Source organism: Pannonibacter sp. SL95 (genome assembly GCF_026672425.1).
Classification (GTDB): domain Bacteria; phylum Pseudomonadota; class Alphaproteobacteria; order Rhizobiales; family Stappiaceae; genus Pannonibacter.
In genome coordinates, this window is sequence record NZ_JAPPRC010000006.1 from 171704 (window position 1) to 191833 (window position 20130).

Genomic DNA, 20130 nt, shown 5'->3' on the forward strand with positions numbered 1-20130 from the left:
ACACTGCAGAACCGGCCCTGTTCGGCCTTGGTCGCCGCTGAATTCGACCAGCTTGCCGGTGCCAGCCAGATCAGATGGGACCAGTGCAGTCCGGCTGTGCTGGCTACATTGTTTCGATGGTTGGAAAGCGCGTCTTGCATTTCGGCCGTATCGCCGAAACGCATGTGGAGCATTTTCCGCAGTAGCATGAAGCGCGCCTGGATGGGCAGCGCAGCCCGCAACAGGTGAATTTCCATGATTGTCGAAATATGCTTGACCGGCTCTATATTTCGGTTATCCTAGAAATATGAATATCGACGATATCGCTCTCCGCCTCGAAGCGCTTGGTAACCCGACAAGGCTTCGCATCTTCCAGACCCTGGTGCGTGCCGGTGACCCTGGCATGTCTGTCGGGCACCTGCAGGAGCGCATCGGCATTGCAGCGTCCACTCTGACGCACCATTGCCGCAAGCTCATGCAGGTCGGGCTCGTAACGCAGGAGCGGAGATCGACAGTGCTGATCTGCCGGGCCAACTACCCGATGTTGCGGGAAGTGACCGGTGCGCTGCTCGACCAGTGCTGCAGCGAGCCGCAGGATGTCATCGAGAGCGAGACCTGTTCCTGTTAGCCCGTGTGACGGGATGATGGCAGGGCGGTCGTGCGACTTTTATTTCGATTATACTAGGAGAATGGAATATGGATAGAGCCGCTGTCTTGGAGCTTCCGGTTGCTGTCATCGGTGCTGGTCCGGTCGGACTTGCGGCTGCAGCCGAACTGGTGCGCCGGCGCATTCCGGTCGTGGTGCTGGAGGCCGGGGATGAAGTTGGGGCCAGTGTCCGGGCGTGGGGGCATGTCAGGATGTTCTCGCCCTGGCGTTACAACATCGCCAACCCGTCCCGAGCACTGCTCGAGGCATTCGGGTGGCAAGACCCGGATGCTGATGCTGTCCCGACCGGGCGGGATCTGGTGTCGATGTATCTTGAACCACTGGCGGCGGTGCCAGCTCTGAAGGCGGCCCTGCGGTTCGGTACGCGTGTGCGGACGGTGACCCGGCTCGGACTGGACAAGGTCAGGGATGCGGATCGCGCCAGCCGGCCCTTCCTGCTGCGCATTGAGAAGGGCAGCGAGGAGAGCGACCTGCTCGCCCGCGCGGTGATTGACTGTTCGGGCACCTTCGAGCAGCCGAACCATGGCGGCGCGCACGGGATCCCCGCGCGCGGCGAGGCTCGGCATGGCACCAGGATCACTTATGGCATGCCGGACGTGGGAGGCGCTGATCGGGGCCGCTATGCCGGCCGCCGGGTCGCCGTCCTCGGTAGCGGGCATTCGGCCACGGGCGTCATTCTGGAACTGCTGGCGCTGCAACAGCAGGATGTCTCGACCCAGATCCTGTGGCTGTCCCGTCGTGCGGATCTCCGGCTGGCCTTTGGCGGTGGTGCAGCCGATGCCTTGCCGGCACGCGGCGCATTGGGCTCACGGCTCCGCAAGGCGGTCGAGGCAGGTCGTGTCGAGGTGCGCCATCCCTTTGCCCTGGATGAGGTTGCCATGGATGGAGGCGCATTGCGGCTAACCGGGACCGATGGCGAAAGCGTGGTCGCGGATGAACTGGTGATTGCCACCGGCTTCCGGCCGGATCTGGCAATGCTTGGCGAGGTTCGCCTGGACCTCGACCCCGCGCTCGAATGCCCTCGGGCTCTGGCATCGCTGATCGATCCGAACATCCATTCCTGTGGCACCGTGCGACCGCATGGAGCGCGCGAACTGACCCAGCCGGACCCGGGCTTCTACATTGCCGGCATGAAGAGCTATGGACGTGCGCCGACGTTCCTGCTGGCGACGGGCTATGAACAGGTCCGTTCCATCGTTGCCGAGCTTGCGGGGGATCATGCCGCTGCGGCGCGAGTTGAACTGGAGTTGCCGGAAACTGGCGTGTGCTCCTCTGGGCCTGCCCGGGACGAACAGGGGGCGGCGAGCGGATGTTGCGGTGGACCCGCCAAGGCCAATGCCTCGGCCTGCTGTGTCAGGGACGAGGAGGTGAAGGCGGCCGGCGGGGCGGGCTGCGGCTGCGGCAGCGCTGCAAAGCCGGAACCGGCACTGGCACAGGCTCCCGGAGATGCAGTTGCAGCGCGGGCGCGACCGGGCGGCTGCTGTGGGTGAAGAACCAAATCGATCAGGGCCGCATTTGCCTGCGCCGCGCCGGAGTTGACGCCGATCAACCGCAGGCTTCGGCCTGCTCGGAGCGGTTGGCTTCCGTGCAGGTGCGGTTGCGGCCCTGGTCCTTGGCTTGGAGAAGGGCCAGATCGGCGCGGCTGCGGACGGTGGCGATGGTGCCGCCCTCCGGGCAGGAGGCGACGCCGATGGAGACGGTGACGGTGCCCAGAATGCGGCCGCGATGGGTGAGGGGCGATGTGGCAATGCGGGTGCGGATGCGCTCGGCCATGCGCTGTGCCGAGGCGGGATCCTTGTCCAGCATCAGGATGGTGAATTCCTCGCCGCCAAAGCGGTAGCACAGGCCGTCATGGCCAACGAGCTCAACGACAATGTCCGCGACGGAGCGCATGACGATGTCGCCAGCATCGTGGCCAAACTCGTCGTTGAAGCGCTTGAAGTGGTCGATGTCGATCATCAGGCAGGACAGGGCGCGGGACTCGTTGTCCTGGGTGAGCGTGTATAGGGCCTGATCAAGGGAGCGGCGGTTCAGGAGGCCCGTCAGCGCATCCTGGACGGCAAGCCGGGTCAGCCTTTCCCGGAGCTGCAGGTTGGCGATGGCAAGGCCAAGGTTTTCGGCGATGATCTCGAGATAAAGCCGGGCGTCCAGCACCGCAGAGCCCGTGTCGTTGCTGCCTTCGAGATAGAGCAGTCCGATCGTGTCGCTCTGGGCCATCAGCGGAACGCAGAGGCTCGGCAGGTCGGTCTGGCCGATATGCGCACAGGGCACGTCATTCTCCGCATCCTTGCTGACGTGGGGACGGCCGCGGCGCAGGCCCCAGCAGTCCTTCACGGGGATGCGCTCTGCCCCGCCTTTCGGCTCCAGCCAGGCGCTCAGCGGTGACAGGGCCGTGTGGCTGTCGTTGATCACATAGAGACAGCCGGACAGATGCGGGAACAGCTGGGGCAGGAACCGGCCGACGACATCGGCCAGCTCGACAAGCTTCTCGCAGGCCTGAACCCTGTGCATCATCTGCAGGATCAGGTCCTTGGTCAGCAGATCGCGCTGGCGCTCGGCATCGAGCCTTGCCCGTTCCAGCCCATTGTCGCGGAAGACCTGGATGGCGTCGTTCATCTCGCCGATCTCGTCGCGGCGGCCGTCGCGCGGGACCTCGACGGCGAAATCCTGGTTGGCGAGCCGATTGACGATGCCCGTCATGTGCCGGAGCGGCACGGCAACCCGGCGCATCAGGATGAAATACAGCACGGCCAGGAAAACGGCGGCCGTCAGGCTGAGCGAAATGCGGGCGATGAGGCCGTAGAGATCGCTACGCTCCTGCAGGGCGCGCAGGTCAGTCTCGGTGCGGCGATCCGTGACCTTTCGGAACTCCTCCGTCGCCGCGATCAGGTCCGCGTGTTCGGCATAATGCTCGTCGCCGAAGAGGATTGCCGTCGCCTGCGCCTTGTCCCCGGAACGGAAAATTTCGATAGCGCGCTGCTCGATGACATCGAGTTCGTCGGCATCCTTGCGGATCCGCTCCAGCAGCTGAAGCTCCTCGTCCGTGACACCAAGCGCGCGGGCCTCGGAAATGGCCGCCTCGCGCCGCCGTTCCTCGGCCTCGGCGACATGGAAGGCGGCGAGATGGCGGGCATCGCCGCGCATGACGTAGAGCCGCGCTTCGTCGGTGCGGATCTCGGCGCCAAGCGCAAGGTCCTCGGCCAGCTTGTCGAGTGCAAGGAGATGTTCGACCGCCGCCCGCTCGGAATGCAGGCTGCGAGACGACAGGATGAAGGTCAGGCCGGACAGCACCGTCAGAACGAGCGTGATGCCATAGGCCCAGTTCGTGATTGTTGATATGCGCATGGCCCCTCACCGCAGTTCCATCCCGAGATCTACGTAAAACCGGGTAGCCGGGAGACCGCAAGCTAGTCAGAGTGCATACCTGACGTGTGGAAAGGTTGTAACTTGCCGTTCGCAGGGGTGTTGAACGGCCACTTGGCCTAGGACGGGATCAACGTTTGCGCGACAGCTCGCCCGAGTACGCAAGGGCGATGTCGAGGAACTCGCGGATGACCGGGGCACGGCGGCGGTCCTGACGGGTGACGACATATTCGGTGAGATGCGTGGTGCGGTCTTCGATGTCGAGCGGCACGTTGGCAAGGCGGGGATCGGGCACGCAGTCGCTGGTGACCATCAGGGTAACGCCGATGCCGCGCGCGATGGCCTCGCGGATCGCTTCGCGTGAGGAAATCTCGATCACGGATCGCGGTGAGAGGTTTCTCGCCTGCAGCTCTGCCTCGATGGCGGCGCGCGTCATGCTGCGCTTCTCGCGCAGGATCATCGTCTCCTCGCTGAGCTGGGCGAGGCTGATGGAGCGCAGTCCGGCGAAGGCGTGTTTGGCTGGCACCACCGCCATCAACGGTTCGGAGTTGAGGGGCTGGAGGTAGAAATCTCCCCCTGCGGGAGGTGTCACGAGGATGGCGACATCCATGTTGGCCGCCTCGAGCTGCTCCAGCACGCTGCCGCCCGGCTGCACCCGGATCGAGACGTCGATGTTCGGGTAGAGTTCCCTGTAACGGTGTAACAATTCGACGGCATGCATGGGCGCATCCGACCCGATGCGCAGGCGTCCAGCGTTCACACTATTGTTTTGATTCAATAAATTCTCGATCTCGTCCCATGTGGTCATGAGCTGGCTAGTCATCTTGAGGAGCCGCTCGCCCATCGGCGTCAAACGCAACTTGCGACCGTCGCGCTCGAACAATGCGACACCGAAACGATCCTCCAAAGCCTTGATGTGCTGGGACAACGTCGGCTGCGTGACGGCAAGGCGACGGGCGGCCCGGCCGACGCCACCTTCGGATGCAACGGTATAGAATGCGCGTAATTGCTGAAATTTCATAGGCTAAGCCTATCATTGATAATCGTATTTTCAAATGGAATTTCGCAATGGTTGACGGTTTGTAAACGCCAACGCCGCTGGCCGGATCTTCCCCCGGCAGTTCCCGCCCCCCAGGAACGCGGCTTGTCCTGCAAACGGAGCCTGTCATGAGCACTCCTCTTTTCCAGCGTTTGTCTGCAACCTCCCTGCCGTCGCCGCAGGACAAGCACGTCCTGAAAGCCGGCCGCCTTGCCAATGCAGAGGCCGTTGAAGTCAAGGTCGACGGTCTGACCGCCCCGGCCAAGAATTTCTCGCTGGTCTATGACCTGCTGGCACCGAAGTCGGGCATGAAGGGCAACTTTGCCTCGATCCTGCAGCTGGGCGCTGCCGGTGGGTCTGATGGTGATCTGTTCCTGAAAAACACCGCCGGCGGTATTCAGCTCGGCATCGACAGCAAGTACAGCGGCACCATGGCTGCCGACAGCTGGCACCGGATTGTGGTGACCTTCGCTGACAACGGCGATGGAACCTCGACACTGAACCGCTTCGCCGATGGTGTGCTGCTGGGAACCCAGAAGCTGCCGACCGATCGCTTCAGCCTCAGCGATGCCAACGGTCTGCGCCTGTTCAATGATGAAAGCGGCGAGACCTGGGGGCTGGACCTGTCCGCCTTCGCCGTTGTGGCGCGGACGATGACGGCGTCGGAAGTCACCGCGCTTGGTGGCAGCACCGCAGGTGCGATCCTCACCGACAAGGAGGCTGCGCCCCATGCCGAATTCAACTTTGCCGCAGGCGCGCTGAACGCGAGCCGCGGTGCTGGCAGCCTCAAGGTGATCGGCGACGCCGCGCCGGTGAAGGTGGTGCCGATGGCAACCGCCGGTCAGGTGCGCCTGCCGGACCAGGACCTGACCATCATGTCGGTGGGGGCCACGACGGGCCTCGAAAACGGCCTCGTCATCCGCACCGATGCCAAGGTGCCGGTGAAAGACTTTACCTTGTCCTTCGATCTGCTGGTCGAAAAGACCGATGGCATGAACCAGTTCGGTTCGCTGTTCCAGGTCGACATGAAGGGCGATGGCGAGACGTTCCTGCGCAGTGACGGCGCCACCTTCTCCATCGGCCTCGGTGGCAACTATTCCGGCAAGCTTGAATTCGGTGCCTGGCATCGTGTCACCGTGACCGTAACGGAAGGCGACGCCGGCAAGTCGGTCCTGACCTATTTTGCTGACGGCAAGAAACTCGGCACCGCCACGGTCGACACCGCCCGCGCGACGATTGATCCGAAGCTCGGCCTGACCCTGTTCAACGACGACGATGGCGAGACCTGGCCGCTGCATGTCAGCTCGGTCACCTTCGCTGAAGTGGCGGCACCTGCCGACTATGTCGAGAGCCTTGGCGGCGTGAGCCTCAATGGCCCGGCCGACATGAGCGGACAGGGCTTCAACTTCGTCCAGTTCGGCTTCGACAAGGGTGATCTTACGGCCACCGCCGGCAAGGGCACGCTCAAGCCTTATGGCACGCCGGATGACACCAACCCGGGTGATGGCGGCGGCACGACGCCGGTTGACCTGAAGATCATCGCGCCGCTCGCCGACAGCCTGATCAAGGTGGGGGCGGACGACAAGGCGATCGACCTGACCAAGGTGTTCGCCGGCAAGGACCTGTCCTACAAGGTCACCACCTCCGATGGCGCTGTCGTTGATGCCAAGATCGATGCCAAGGGCGTGATGACGCTCGACTTCGGCAAGCTCGGCGTCTCCGACCTCTCGATCACGGCAACCGACTCCTCCGGCAAGTCGGTGACCGACAACGTCCGCTATCTGGTGACGGGCGACAAGGCCTACACGATTGCCGTGTTCCCGGACACGCAGGACTACACCGACGACCCGATGGGCGCGCAGGTGTTCAAGAGCATGACCAAGTGGATTGCCGACAACGCCGGAAACCAGAACATCCAGTTCTTGGCTGGCGTGGGTGACATCACGCAGTGGGACGCCGAAGGGCAGTATGCGATCGTCAAGCAGGCGCTGGCCAACATCGACGGCAAGGTGCCGTTCCTGCTGCCGCCCGGCAACCATGACGGTGGCGGTCACTCGCGCGAGTACATCAACTACAACAAGTTCTTCGACCTGACGAAGATCAAGGCCGAGAGCAAGACCTTCGGCGGCGTCTATGACCGCGAGCCGAACAGCTACCAGAACAACTACCACACCTTCACCGCGCCCGACGGGCAGAAGTGGCTGGTGATGGGTCTGGAGTTCGGCCCGCGCGATGACGTGTTGCGCTGGGCGGATGATGTGCTGAAGTCGCATCCGGATCACCGCGCGATCCTGACCACCCATGCCTACACCAACTGGGATGGCATTCACGATCCGCTGGGCAAGCCGCTCAACGACGAGGGCGCTGGCCATGACTATGCCGTGCGCACCGATCCGGGCGATGCCAATGACGGCGAGACGATGTGGCGCGATGTCGTCACCAAGAACCCGAACGTGGTCTTCACCTTCTCGGGCCACATCTTCGGCGACGGCGCAGAGACGACGATCCGCTACAACGACTTCGGCGGCACCGTCTACAACATGCTGATGAACTATCAGGACGGTGTTTCGAAGGAGATCACCGGTGCCGGCAATGAAGCCAAGGGCGGCAACGGCGGCAATGGCGCCATCCGCCTGATCACCATCGATCCGGAAAACGACACGTTCTACACCGGAACCTATTTCACCGAGCTGGACACCTACCTGACCGGTGGCCGCGGTGGCATGACGCTGGACCGCGACGGCCTCAAGGGACCGTATGTCGGGCATCAGGAGGTCTACCGTGACGCTGGCGTGTCGGGTGACATGCTGGTCGCTGGCCGGGCCGACGCAGGCGCTGACCAGACGGTCGACGCGGGTGGCAAGGACAAGGTCTCTGTCACCCTCGACGGCTCGGCCTCCAAGGCACCGGCCGGTGGCAGCCTCAACTACCAATGGCGTGACGCTGACGGCAACGTTGTCGCATACGGAGAGAAGCCGCCGGTCGAGCTGGCCTCCGGTCGCCATCAGTTCACGTTGACGACGCGGGAAAGCAACGGCAGGTCCCATGACGATACCGTGCAGGTCTTCGTCAAGGGCAAGGACACGCTGCTCATCGACACGTTCAACGACGGCAACCTGAACGGCTGGAGCAAGCTGGACGCGCTCGGCAATTCGCTGCCGCAGCTTGTGGCGGGCAAGCCCGCTGACTTCAACCTGCCGGAGCTCGCCGGTGGCACGGCGACGATCGCCAAGGTGCCCTCGCTGCCCAAGAGCACCGGGCTGCTGGTGGTTCCGGAGGGAACTCCGGCGGACGGCGGAGCCAAGTTCGATGCCTTCACGCTGATCTACGACGTCTTCCTGGCAAAGGGCGGCGGCGCGTTTACCAGCTTGTTCCAGGGCGACACGTCCAACAGCTCGGACGGCGACATCTTCATCAAGGAAACCGGTGGGGACGCCTATGGCATCGGCATCGGTGGCAACTATCCGGGCGGCATCAGCCTGGGCGCCTGGCACCGTCTGACCTTCACCATCGAAGGTGACAAGATGGTCAAGTACGCCGACGGTGTCATGGTTGGCGAACAGTCGATCGGCAATGACCGCTATGCCTTCGATCCGAAGAAGGGCTTCCTGCTGTTCGCGGACGAGGACGGCGAGACCAACGACATCTTCATCTCGTCCTTCACCTTCACCGAGCAGGTGCTGACCAAGGATGCGGTGGCCGCGCTGGGCGGACCCGAAGCCAAGGGGCCGGTTCTGGCTGCAGGCGATCCGAATGCCTTCCAGATCGACTTCGGTGGTTCGGGCAACAGCCTGTCCTTCGGCAATGCCAGCGTCGCCATCACCAAGCTGCAGGAAACCGGCTGGCTGGTGAAGGGCTCGGTCTACAACAACCCGAACAATCCCTATTCGGACGGTTCGCTGTTCGACCAAGCCAACTCGCCGGACGCCAAGATGCTGATCTGGGGCGCCAGCGAGGCCAAGGCCTGGACGGATTACAGCTTCGAGGTGTCGATCAACTCCTATGATGACGACGCTGTCGGCGTGCTGTTCCGTGTCAAGGACGCTTCCAACCATTACATGCTGACGCTCGACACGCAGAAGAACGAGCGTGTGCTGGTGAAGGTCCAGGACGGTGTCACCACCGAACTGGCCCGCGAGGCCAACGGCTATCGCTTCTATGACGAGATGCGCGTCAAGGTGGCGGTTGTCGGTGACGAGATCCGCGCCAGCATCGATGGCGAAGTGTTGTTCGGCGGCCCGGTGAAGGACACCAAGCCGCTCGTCTCCGGCACGATTGGCGTCATCTCCAGGGACCAGACCATCACCGAGTTTGATGATGTGGTCGTCACCAAGGCCGTGCTGACCGCAGACGCTGGCGAGGCCATCCGCGTGGTCGATTTCGATGGCGACGGCAAGGTCTCGGTTGCGCTCGATGGCGCAAACTCCTTCGGCCCGTCCGGCATCGCAAGCTACGACTGGTCGGCCGGAACGGCCAGCGCCAGCGGCAAGTCCGCAACGCTGGATCTGGCAGCTGGCAAGCACGACGTCATGCTCACGGTGAAGGAAGCCGGTGGCAAGAGCAGCAGTGATCTGGTCAAGGTCGAGGTCGTGTCCAAGGACCGCGTCCTCATCCATGACACCTTCTCTGACGGCAACATGGACGGCTGGACCGTCAAGGACACCGGCGATCTCGGCGGCGCCTCCGACTGGAAGGTCGATGGCGGCCGGCTGGTCCAGGCTGGCGGTATCACCAGCAAGGAACTGACCTGGAAGGGCGCCTCGGCGACCGACGTCTGGGAGCGCGGCTGGAGCCCGCTGGGTGATGGCATTTATGCCCTGCACCAGGGCACGGCAGCGCTGTGGCAGGACGGCTACAGCTGGACCGACTACTCGGTCGCAGCCAAGCTGGTGGCGCCGGCCAAGGGCGGCATGGGCTTCATGCTGCGCTATCAGGACGCCAACAACTATTACAAGCTGGAAGTGGACGCCAAGAACGGCCTCACCACGCTGGTGAAAATGGTCAACGGCCGCGAGAGCTTCATCGACCGCGCCCGCAACACCTACACGCCGGGCGAGACCGTCGACCTGCGCGTCGATGTTCAGGGAACGAAGTTCTCTGTCTGGCTGAACGGCCTGAACCTGTTCCCGGATGTCGCCGAGGACCGGTCCATCGCGTCGGGCACCGTCGGCCTCTACACCTGGGGCAACCCGGGCGTGGCCTTTGACGATGTCACCGTGCTGTCGCTGAAGGCATCCACCGGATCGAACCAGGCACCTGATCTTCTCCTGTCTGCGAAGGCGCTGACGCTTGCGGAGGGGACTGTTGCGGCGGACCGGGTGCTGGCGGATGTGAGCGTGAAGGATGACGGGATCGGGACGAATGTGATCTCGGTGTCGGACAGCCGCTTCGCGGTGGAGAATGGCAAGCTGGTGCTGAAGGCCGGGTCTGTGCTGGACTTCGAGGCCGGGTCGATGATCGCGGTGAAGGTGTCGGTGGACGATGCCTCGATCGGGACGGGACCGGAGGACATCGAGACCTTCACGCTGACGCTGACCGATGTGGCGGAAGGCGGTAACGGCGGCGGCGGCAATGGGGGCGGCAACGGCGGTGGCAGCACCGACCCGGTGACGCCGAACCAGCCGGTGCCGGGTGGCTCGGACAGCAACGACACGCTGACCTACACCACGACACTGCCGCAGCAGATCGACGGCAAGGGCGGGTTCGACACCGTGCGTCTGCCGCTGGCCTTCGATGCGGTGAAGATCGTTGCGGTCGACGGCGGCTTCCGCCTGGAGCCGGTGAAGGCCGGGCAGTTCAAGCCGATCTTCGTCGCCAACATCGAAGCGGTCGAGTTCCTCGGCGGGGTGACGGCACCGAATGATCCGGGCTCGATCCGCCGGGTGGCACTGGACAGCTCGAAGGAAGCAGCGGCCGTGCACCGGCTGTATGATGCGGCCTTCAACCGCGATCCGGACACGGCCGGCCTGACGCACTGGGCCAAGATGCTGAAGGGCGGCGAGAGCCTGTCGAGCGTTGCGGAGATGTTCGCCGGCTCGCCGGAGTTCACCCGCGGCCAGACGCTCTCTGACGACACGTTCGTGGCCCGGGTCTACGAGAACGCCTTCGGCCGGGCGCCGGATGCGGCGGGGCTTGCCCACTGGGTGAAGCAGCTGCAGGGCGGGTCGAGCCGCGGCGAGATCCTCGTCGCGATCTCGGAAAGCCAGGAGCACGTGAAGAGCCAGGATGCGGCCGTCAAGAACGGGGTCTGGACCCTGAGCGAAGGCGCCGAGCACCGCGGTACGGCAGGGGCTGACACGATCAAGGTGGCGAGCCTGCCGGCGCGGGTCGATGGCGGGGCCGGCACCGACAAGGTGGTGTTCACGGCGAACTTCGCGGATGTGAAGATCCTGTCGGCGGACAAGGGCTTCGAGGTGATCGGCACCAAGGGCGGCCAGTCGGCTTCGCTGAGCAACGTGGAGCACCTGGTCTTCGGCGACGGCACGGAGCTGAAGCTGGACACCAGCGCCACGTCGGCCAAGCTGGTGCGCCTGTTCGATGCGGCCTTCGACCGGCCCGGCGACATCGCGGGTCTCAGCGGCTGGGCGAAGGCGCTGAGCGAGGGCAAGGCGAGCCTCGCCTCGATCGCGGATGCCTTCGTCAAGTCGGCGGAGTTCGCCTCGCGCTTCGGCGCGAACCTGTCGGACGCAGGCTTCGTGCAGGCGGTCTACGAGAACGCCTTCGGCCGCTCGGCCGAGCCGGCGGGTCTGGCCGGCTGGGTCAAGGCAATGGGCGAGGGCAAGTCGCGTGGCGACGTGCTCACGGCAATTGCCGAGAGCGCGGAACACATCCAGCTCACCGGCAACGTCACCGACGACGGCGTCTGGCTGATGGTCGCCTAAGCGCGATCAAACCCATCAGGGGCCGTCCCTTCCGGCCCATGCACAAGGCCCCCCGGAGCAATCCGGGGGGCTTTTGGTGTTGGGGGCGCATCCCGCCTTGCATGGGAGCTGGATATCCTCGAAATCCAAACGAGGGCGCGTTGCTGGATCTGGATCCCCGCACAAGGCGGGGATGACGGCTGAGAAATGGAGTGCGTGGTTACCGAAATCTTTTAGGTAAACAGAGTGTTTCGATCTGTGTTGCGGTTTTATGTATTATAAGATCCATAACCTTTACATGATTTAACTCGGATATAATTACTTGATTACCAAGTGAATAAACGGTCGATATAGCATCAAGGATTAGTGTTGCCTCGAAAGAACTTGAGGTGGCGCATGCGTATCGACACTTATGCCCTGACTGGTCAATGGTATCTGGATGGCGCAGGCCAGGTCTCCGGGGCAGGGCGTGTGCACCTGAACCTCGGATCGGTCTGGAGCCAGACGGGTGGCGCGGGCATTTCAGTCGCAATTGTCGATGATGGCGTTGACCATCGGCACACCGGTCTGACGGGAGCCACGGCCAAGCTGTTTGCACAGACCGAAGCGCGTACGGGCGTCGACGGTGATCCCGTCGGTTTCGGCAATGGCCATGGCACGGCCGTCGCCGGCATCATTGCCGGGTCTGCGGCAACCGGCGGGCCGGTCGGCATTGCGCCGGGTGTCGATCTTGCCTCGCTTCGGATCTTTGGCGAGGGCGGCATGTCGATCCGTCAGGCCATGGGACAGCTGGCCGGCTATGACATCGCCAACAACAGCTGGAGCTATTCGGTCGGCTTCTTCCAGGCCTCGGCGTCCGGTCAGGCGTCCTACTGGTCGGGCATTCGCGCCAACATCGACAATGCCCTTGCCAATGGCCGCGAGGGCCTCGGCACGATCATCGTCAAGTCGGCCGGCAATGGCCGCCTTGACGGGCGCAGCAGCACCGACGATCTGGTGGCCAACATGGATGGCGTCATCAGCGTTGGCGCGACCGATCATGCCGGAAACGTTGCCTACTATTCGACCCCGGGCAGCAACATCCTCGTCAGTGCGCCGTCCTCCGGTGCGGGGCGCAGCGTCACGACACTCGATGTGACCGGCGTTGCCGGCTACGCCTCCGGTGACATTCATGATGGCTTTGGCGGCACGTCGGCCGCCGCGCCGATGGTCACCGGTGTTGTTGCGCTGATGCTGGCGGCCAATGCGCGGCTGACGCAAGCCGATGTTGCAGACATTCTGGCGCTGTCGGCACGGCCGACCGGCGCACTGCCGGGGGCAGCGCCCACCGGTTATGAGCAGCATACAAGCCAGATCAATGGCGCTGCCAACTGGAACGGTGGCGGGCTGCATTTTTCCAACGATTACGGCTTCGGCCTTGTCGATGCGCATCAGGCGGTTCGCATCGCGGAGACCTGGGGCATCGGCCGGACGGCTCAACCGCAGACGCAGCTTGACGCCGGTTTCACCGACTGGGCGCTGGATGCCAGCGGAACGGTGGCGCGGGCGACGGTGACGGTTGCCGATGGTCTCGTCCTGTCGACGGCGGTGGTGGGACTGACGCTGGCGGCGGGCGTCGATGCGTTGCGCGATGTCTATCTCGTGTCCGCCGACGGGTCCCGCAGCCTCGTGCATCGCACTGACATGGGCATCGAGACGAGCGGCAGCGGTTTTGCCTGGGAGTTCCTGACGCAGTTGCCGCGCGGCGAGGAGGCTGGCGGCACATGGACTGTCGAACTGCAGTTCGCCCGGCCGGTCAGCCTTCCGGCGCTGGGGGTGGCAGCAACACTGGAGCTGGATGGCCGGGCGCAAGGCGCGGACACGGTTCACTATTTCACTGCCGATCACGGCCGGTTCGGCTCCGGGATCCTGTCCGACAGCAGCGGCCGGACGACGCTCAATGCAGCCGCGATCAGCGAGGCGAGCCGGATTGATCTGACCGGAGCCAGCGAGACCTGGCTTGGCGGACGGACGCTGAGCATTTCCGCCGAGACCAATGTGACGACGGTGATCACCGGCGATGGCAGGGACCGCATCGTGGCGCATGACCGTGGCGCTGCCATCTGGAGCGGGCGCGGCGATGACGTGGTGCAGGGCGGCGCGGGCGCTGATGTCTTCATCGAGGGGCTGGGCAATGACCTTTATCAGGGCGGTCTGGGGCTCGATGTGCTGCTGGTTAACAGCATGTATGATGCGGCCGTCTTCAAGATCGGCGTGGCAGACGGCAACCGGATCAGCCTGCAGCATGCAGGTGAGCAGGACCTGCTGACCGGTGTCGAGCGCATCGGTTTCAGGGACGGCACCACGCTGGCCTTCGACAATGACGGCACAGCCGGTCAGCTCTACCGGCTGTACCAGACCGCGTTCAATCGCACCCCGGACGCCGAAGGCTTCCGCAGCTGGCTCGACGTGGCCGACAGCGGCACCAGTCTCATGGACATCGCCGATGCCTTCACCCGCTCTGCCGAGTTCAACGCGATCTACAACAGCTTGCCCTCAACGCGGGCAAAGGTGGCGGCCTTCTACAGCAACAGCCTGGGCCGGACGCCGGATGAAAGCGGTCTCGAGGCCTGGAGCACCATGGTCGCCTCGACGCGCACGGCGGACGCGACCCTGCTGCTGGGGTTCTCCGAATCTGCCGAGAAACGGCTCCTGACCCAGTCGCTGTTCGACGACGGGTTCCTGTTCTGAGCCGGTCTTTGCGTCAGTGGGCGGGCTGACGCACCAGCCGGGCCACAAGCTTGCGCGCAAGCGGGGCGACAACCAGGATCGTGGGGAAGGCAACGACCCAGGCAACCAGCCAGCTCTGAAGCCAGAGCGGCACGAAGCCGGGATCGAAACCGAAGGCCCTGAAGGTCGCGATGCCTGAAACGATCAGGGACATCAGCCCCGATACGATCAGGCCGAACAATACGGGTGCAAATCTCGGGTGCATGCCTGTCTCCTGTCGCACCGGGCTCAGTTCAGCCCACGCGCGATTTCCGTGATCACGTCAAACGCCATCATCACGTCATCACGGGTGCAATCGAACTGCCCCGCCTGGAAGCGAATGACGAACCGACCGTCCACCATCGTTTGCGTCAGGTAGATGCGGCCATCATCATTGATGGCCGTGATCAGCCGCTGGTTCAATGCGTCAAGATCGCCTGATGAAGCGCCGGGACCGTAGCGGAAGGAAAACAGCGACAGCATCGGCTCGGTGACGATCTCGAAGTCGGGTTCGGCGCGCAGTTTTTCGGCCAGTTCCTGCGCCCAGGCGACATGATTGCGGATCATCTGGCGCAGGCCATCAAGTCCGTGCGCGCGGATCAGGAACCAGAGTTTCAGCGCCCGGAAGCGGCGGCCGAGCGGCACGGACCATTCCGAATAGTTGATGATCCCGTCCTTGCCGTGGGTCTTGAGGTAATCCGGCCGGATCGCCAGGGTGCGCACGAGGCTGTCGGGATCGCGGATATACTGCACCGAGCAGTCGAACTGGGCGCCGAGCCACTTGTGCGGATTGAGCACCAGGCTGTCGGCCCACTCGATGCCGCGCCAGTGGCCGCGGAATTCGGGGCAGATCATGGCTGCGCCCGCCCAGGCAGCGTCCACATGCAGGAACAGTCCGTTGTCGCGGGCAATCGGGCCGAGTTCAGTCAGGTCATCGGTGCCGCCGACGCCGGTTCCGCCGACGCAGGCGATGAGCCCGGCCGGAAGATAGCCGGCCGCCCGGTCCGCCGCGATGGCGGCCTGGAGGGCGTCAGGGTCCATGGCGCGGGCGGGGCCCTTCACCGGGATGCGCACCAGATTGTCGCCGCCGATGCCGGCGATCCAGATTGCCCGGTCGATGGACGTGTGCACCTCGCCGGAGGCATAGACGCGCAGGCGCGGGGCCCCCGACAGGCCGTCCGCATTGCCGCGCCAGGCGAGTGCCCGTTCGCGCAGGGTGAGGACAGCGGCAAGGGTTGCGGAGGAGGCGGAATCCTGGATGACGCCGTGGTAGCCCTCGGGCAGGCCGAGCCCCTGGCGCAGCCAGTCGAGGACGCGGGTTTCCAGTTCGGTCGCTGCCGGTGACGTCTGCCACAGCATGCACTGCGCGGCCATGGCGGTGACGAGATACTCTGCGATCACCGACACGGGTGCGGCGTTGGCCGGGAAATAGGCGAAGAAGCGCGGATGCTGCCAATGGGTCATGCCGGGCAGGATATCGCGCTCGAAGTCGGCGAAGATGGTCTCCATCGCCTCGGCGCCGTCCGGCGGCGAGGCTGGTACCTTCGCCGCGATCTCGCCCGGCTGGGTCTGGGCGCGTACGGGCCGCTCGCGCAGTCCCTCGCGGTAGTCGGCACTCCAGTCGGCGGCACGGTGAGCCCAGTGGCGGAAGTCCTCGCTGTTCACGTCAATTCTCCCCAGATGGCGCTGTGGCTTCTTGTGGTTGCAAGAGGGGTACCGCGCGCGCGCCATCGCGACAAGTCGAAGAATGGGCGTACGAAATGGGTAAGGATTGAGGACTAGGATATGACCTAACGGAACGTGGCGAGGCGATCATCGCGGAGGAGCACATGACGCTATCGAATGCGCATCTGGTTCAGGAGAGCTTTGCCAAGGTCGTGCCGGTGGCCGATGTGGCAATGACGACGTTCTACGAGCGGCTGTTCGAGCACTGTCCGCGGCTGAAACCCCTGTTCAAGGGCGACATGCGCTCCCAGGAAAGAAAGCTGCTCGAAGCGCTGACCGGCGTGGTGGATTCGCTGGACAGCCTGCATCTGATCCTGCCTGACCTCGAAGCCCTGGCTCAGCGGCATGTCCGCTATGGCGTGCAGGAACACCATTACCAGGCGGCGGGACAGGCGCTGATCGAGACGCTGGAGCTTCACCTCGGGGATGAGTTCACCCCGGAAGTCCGCGCGGCCTGGGTGTCGGCCTATACGGTCCTGTCCGATGTGATGATCGCCAGTTCGAACTACAAGCCGCATCAGCACGCCTGAAGGGCGCTCACGACTTGGCGAGACTGCGGGATTTGGCTAGGCTTCTCCGCCGGGCGCGGATGGTGCCGCGCGGCCGATTTCCGGAGACATCATGGACCCCTTGACGGTACTTGGCACAATCAGCGGCACCTCCGCTGACGGGATCGACCTTGCTGAAATCGAGACCAATGGCGAGCGGCTGCAGGCAACAGGGTTGGCGCGGACGCTGGCCTACCGGCCGCAAACCCGCGCGGCGATCCTCGCCAGCATCGCGGCAGGCCCTGCTGACCGCAGCGGCTGGCCGGCTCTGGCGGCAGCCATCACCGAGGACCACGCGGCGGCCATCACCACGTTCCGGGCCGAGACGGGAACACGTCCCGATCTCGTCGTCTTCCATGGCCAGACGATCTGGCATGATCCTTCGGCGGGCGAAACCGTGCAGCTGGGTGATCCGCAGCAGCTGGCCGACGCATTGCGCCTGCCGGTGATCGGTGATCTGCGCCAGGCGGATGTGGCAGCGGGCGGGCAGGGCGCACCGCTGGTGCCGGTGTTTCACAAGGCCCTCGCCGGCAAGCTGCGCCAGCCCATGTGTTTCCTCAACATCGGCGGCGTCTCCAACCTGACCTATATCGATGGTGTGGACCTGCTGGCGTTCGATGTCGGCCCGGGCAATGCGCTGCTGGATGATTTCATCCGCCGCTCCGGTGTTGACGACTTTGACCGGGATGGCCGCTGGTCATCGGGCGGCCATGTGGATGTGGCGCGGCTGGTGGTGGCGCTGACGCATCCCTATTTCGCCCAGCCGGCGCCGAAGTCGCTCGACCGCAATGCCTTTTCGCTGAAATGGGTGGAGGGCATGAGCCTGCCGGATGGTGCGGCAACGCTGGCAGCGATCACGGCGGAAGCCGTCGCCCGGGCGGTGGCTCTTCTGCCGCGCGAGCCCAGGCTGTGGGTCGTGTGCGGCGGCGGCCGGCGCAATCCGACCATCATGGCGGAGCTGGCGCAGCGTGTTGCCGGCAAGGTGGAAGACGCCGATGCGCATGGCATCGACGGCGACGCCCTGGAAGCACAGGCGATGGCTTTCCTTGGGGCAAGGTTCATGGCCGGACTGCCGACGAGCTATCCGGCAACAACGGGCGCCCGCGAGCCCGTCATTGGCGGGCGGCTGTACCGGCCGCGCTGAGGCGCTTTTCAATGGGCGGGACACCGGTTAGACAGGGTGCCATGAACGGAGCAGAGATCTACAAGCGTCTCGTCGAGGCCATCGAGGACCGCACGCTGAAGCCGGGCGACCGGCTGCGCGAGGCAGACCTTGCCGAAACCTTCGGCGTCAGCCGCACGCCCATCCGCGAAGGCCTGAAACGGCTGGAGGCGCAGGGGCTTGCCGTGCACGAGCCGAACCGGGGCATGGTGATCCCGACGCTGGATCACGGCCAGATTTCCGAAGTCTATTACATGCGCGAAGTGCTCGAAGGCACGGCCGCGCGGCTCGCAGCCCAGCATGCCTCCAACGCCGAGATCGAGATTCTGCAGGACCTGGTGGAGGCCGACCGGCAGCGCATTGCCGACGAGGCCTCGCTGGTGCGCTCCAACCGTGAGTTCCACCGCCGGCTCTATCTTGCCTCGCACAACCGCTATCTCGTCGGCCTGATCGATCACCTGCGCCTGTCGATGATCCTGATGGCCGGCACCACGCTGGACACGCCGGAGCGCCGGGAAACCGCCGTCGAGGAACACGCGGCCATCGTGCGGGCCATCGCGGAACGGGACTCCGATGCCGCCGAAACCCTCGCCCGCCGCCATATCGAACGGGCGGAAAAGACCCGGCTGAAGAAGAGCTGAGGCGGGCTGCGGGCAGCGATTGCGATTGTCGGGATCTTGCTGGAACCTCTCAGCCCCCCTCCCCACGAGGGGGAGGGGAGCGATAGGCCTCGATCAATGTCGTGTGCCGGCTGTCGCTGGCCGCAACGGGTCATTGTGCTTTGGCTTGCCTGCAGACGCCTCCCCACCGCAATGCACCCTGTTTGTTTTGACGTGGCATCTGGCCAAATCGCCGTCCGGGTGGTTAATCTTGCAGCCACAACCGCGAAGACGGGGAGGAGAACAGCATGCAACGTCGTGAGTTCCTGAAAGCCGGTGCGATTGCCGCTGCCGCCAGCCCGCTGCTGGCAGCGCCCGCCATTGCCCAGGCGACGCTGAACCTGAAACTGGTCGGCGGTTTTCCGCGCGGCTTTCCGGGCGTTGGCACCGGTGCCGAGAAGCTGGCCAAGCGCATCGAGGGCATGACCGACGGCAAGGTGAAGATCACCTATTACGGCGGCGGCGAGCTGGTTCCTCCGTTCGAGGTGTTCTCGGCGGTGTCGAGCGGTGCGGCCGACATGGGCCATACGGCGCCCTATTTTCACGCCGGCAAGGTGCGCGCGGCGATGTATTTCACCACCGTTCCCTATGGCCTTGACCAGACCGAGCTGTCCGGCTGGATCACCTATGGCGGTGGTCAGGAACTTTGGGACGAGGCCTATGCGCCGTTTGGCGTGAAGTCCTTCTATGCCGGCGGCTCCGGCGCGCAGGCGGGTGGCTGGTTCAAGAAGCCGATCGAGAAGCTCGATGATCTGGCCGGCCTCAAGATGCGCATTGCCGGGCTTGGCGGCGATGTCATGCGCAAGCTGGGCGTCAACACCGTGCTGACGCCTCCCCCGGAAATCTATCCGGCCCTGCAGTCCGGCGTCGTCGATGCGGCAGAATTCGTCGGTCCGTGGAACGATGTGGCGCTCGGGCTCTACAAGGTTGCGCCCTATTACTACCTGCCGGCCTTCCATGAGCCGGGACCGGCGCTGGAAATGATGGTGAACCAGAACGTCTGGGGCAACATGTCCCCGACGCTGCAGGCGATCTTCGCCAGCGCCGCCAAGGCGCAGGCAGAGGATACGATTGCCGAGTTCCGCTACAACAACACGCGCGTGCTGGCGGATCTGGTGACCAAGGGCGCCAAGGTCTCGGCCTTCCCGGCAGACGTGGTAGCGGCGCTGGGCAAGGCCTCGCAGGAGGTGCTCGAGGCGTTCCCGAAAGGCGACCCGATGTCGGAAAAGATCCACGGTGCCTATGTCGACTACATCAAGCAGTGCTCGGCCTATACCAAGGCGATGGAAGGCCGGATGTATGCCGACCGTGCGGCTGTCTGGGGTTCGTAAGCCGCGTATCTGATCCAATCGGAAGGCGGCGGGATGGTCAGCATCCCGC

General features: G+C 64.4%; 12 protein-coding genes. 8 read left to right on the forward strand and 4 right to left on the reverse strand.

All coding sequences use genetic code 11. The annotated features are described in order from the left end of the window. Positions 1–286: 286 nt before the first annotated feature. On the forward strand, positions 287–607 hold the full coding sequence (locus OVA12_RS17915) for an ArsR/SmtB family transcription factor (protein WP_268139704.1): 321 nt from the start codon (positions 287–289) through the stop codon (positions 605–607). 68 nt (positions 608–675) lie between these two features. Then, positions 676–2136, forward strand: a complete 1461-nt coding sequence (locus tag OVA12_RS17920; protein WP_268139706.1) for an FAD-dependent oxidoreductase — start codon at positions 676–678, stop codon at positions 2134–2136. Between the two features lie 55 nt (positions 2137–2191). Here OVA12_RS17920 and OVA12_RS17925 read toward each other — a convergent pair whose 3' ends face one another. Next, positions 2192–3991 carry a diguanylate cyclase gene (locus tag OVA12_RS17925; protein ID WP_268139708.1) on the reverse strand — a complete coding sequence of 600 codons (1800 nt, stop codon included), beginning with the start codon at positions 3989–3991 and terminating at the stop codon, positions 2192–2194. Between the two features lie 148 nt (positions 3992–4139). After that, positions 4140–5030 (reverse strand): LysR family transcriptional regulator, encoded by an 891-nt coding sequence (locus OVA12_RS17930; RefSeq protein ID WP_268139710.1) that lies wholly within the window; start codon positions 5028–5030, stop codon positions 4140–4142. Between the two features lie 146 nt (positions 5031–5176). On the opposite strand from OVA12_RS17930, the gene OVA12_RS17935 reads away from it, so the two are divergent. Further along, positions 5177–11929: a DUF4214 domain-containing protein gene (locus tag OVA12_RS17935; protein ID WP_268139712.1), complete on the forward strand. Its 6753-nt coding sequence runs from the start codon at positions 5177–5179 to the stop codon at positions 11927–11929. Between the two features lie 375 nt (positions 11930–12304). After that, complete coding sequence (locus OVA12_RS17940; protein WP_268139714.1) at positions 12305–14638, forward strand: S8 family serine peptidase; 2334 nt, start codon at positions 12305–12307, stop codon at positions 14636–14638. A gap of 13 nt (positions 14639–14651) precedes the next feature. On the opposite strand, the gene OVA12_RS17945 is transcribed toward OVA12_RS17940, so the two are convergent. Then, positions 14652–14882, reverse strand: a complete 231-nt coding sequence (locus OVA12_RS17945; RefSeq protein WP_268139716.1) for a DUF2798 domain-containing protein — start codon at positions 14880–14882, stop codon at positions 14652–14654. Positions 14883–14905: 23 nt separating this feature from the next. Further along, positions 14906–16321 carry a pyridoxal phosphate-dependent decarboxylase family protein gene (locus OVA12_RS17950; RefSeq protein WP_268139717.1) on the reverse strand — a complete coding sequence of 472 codons (1416 nt, stop codon included), beginning with the start codon at positions 16319–16321 and terminating at the stop codon, positions 14906–14908. 164 nt (positions 16322–16485) lie between these two features. On the opposite strand from OVA12_RS17950, the gene OVA12_RS17955 reads away from it, so the two are divergent. From OVA12_RS17955 to OVA12_RS17970, 4 genes are all read left to right on the forward strand, one after another. Then, positions 16486–16911 (forward strand): globin family protein, encoded by a 426-nt coding sequence (locus tag OVA12_RS17955; RefSeq protein WP_268139719.1) that lies wholly within the window; start codon positions 16486–16488, stop codon positions 16909–16911. 91 nt (positions 16912–17002) lie between these two features. Then, complete coding sequence (locus tag OVA12_RS17960) at positions 17003–18073, forward strand: anhydro-N-acetylmuramic acid kinase (protein ID WP_268139721.1); 1071 nt, start codon at positions 17003–17005, stop codon at positions 18071–18073. Between the two features lie 41 nt (positions 18074–18114). Beyond that, on the forward strand, positions 18115–18732 hold the full coding sequence (locus OVA12_RS17965; protein WP_268139723.1) for a GntR family transcriptional regulator: 618 nt from the start codon (positions 18115–18117) through the stop codon (positions 18730–18732). A 266-nt stretch (positions 18733–18998) separates the two neighbouring features. Then, complete coding sequence (locus tag OVA12_RS17970; RefSeq protein WP_268139725.1) at positions 18999–20081, forward strand: TRAP transporter substrate-binding protein; 1083 nt, start codon at positions 18999–19001, stop codon at positions 20079–20081. The last annotated feature ends 49 nt before the right edge of the window (positions 20082–20130 follow it).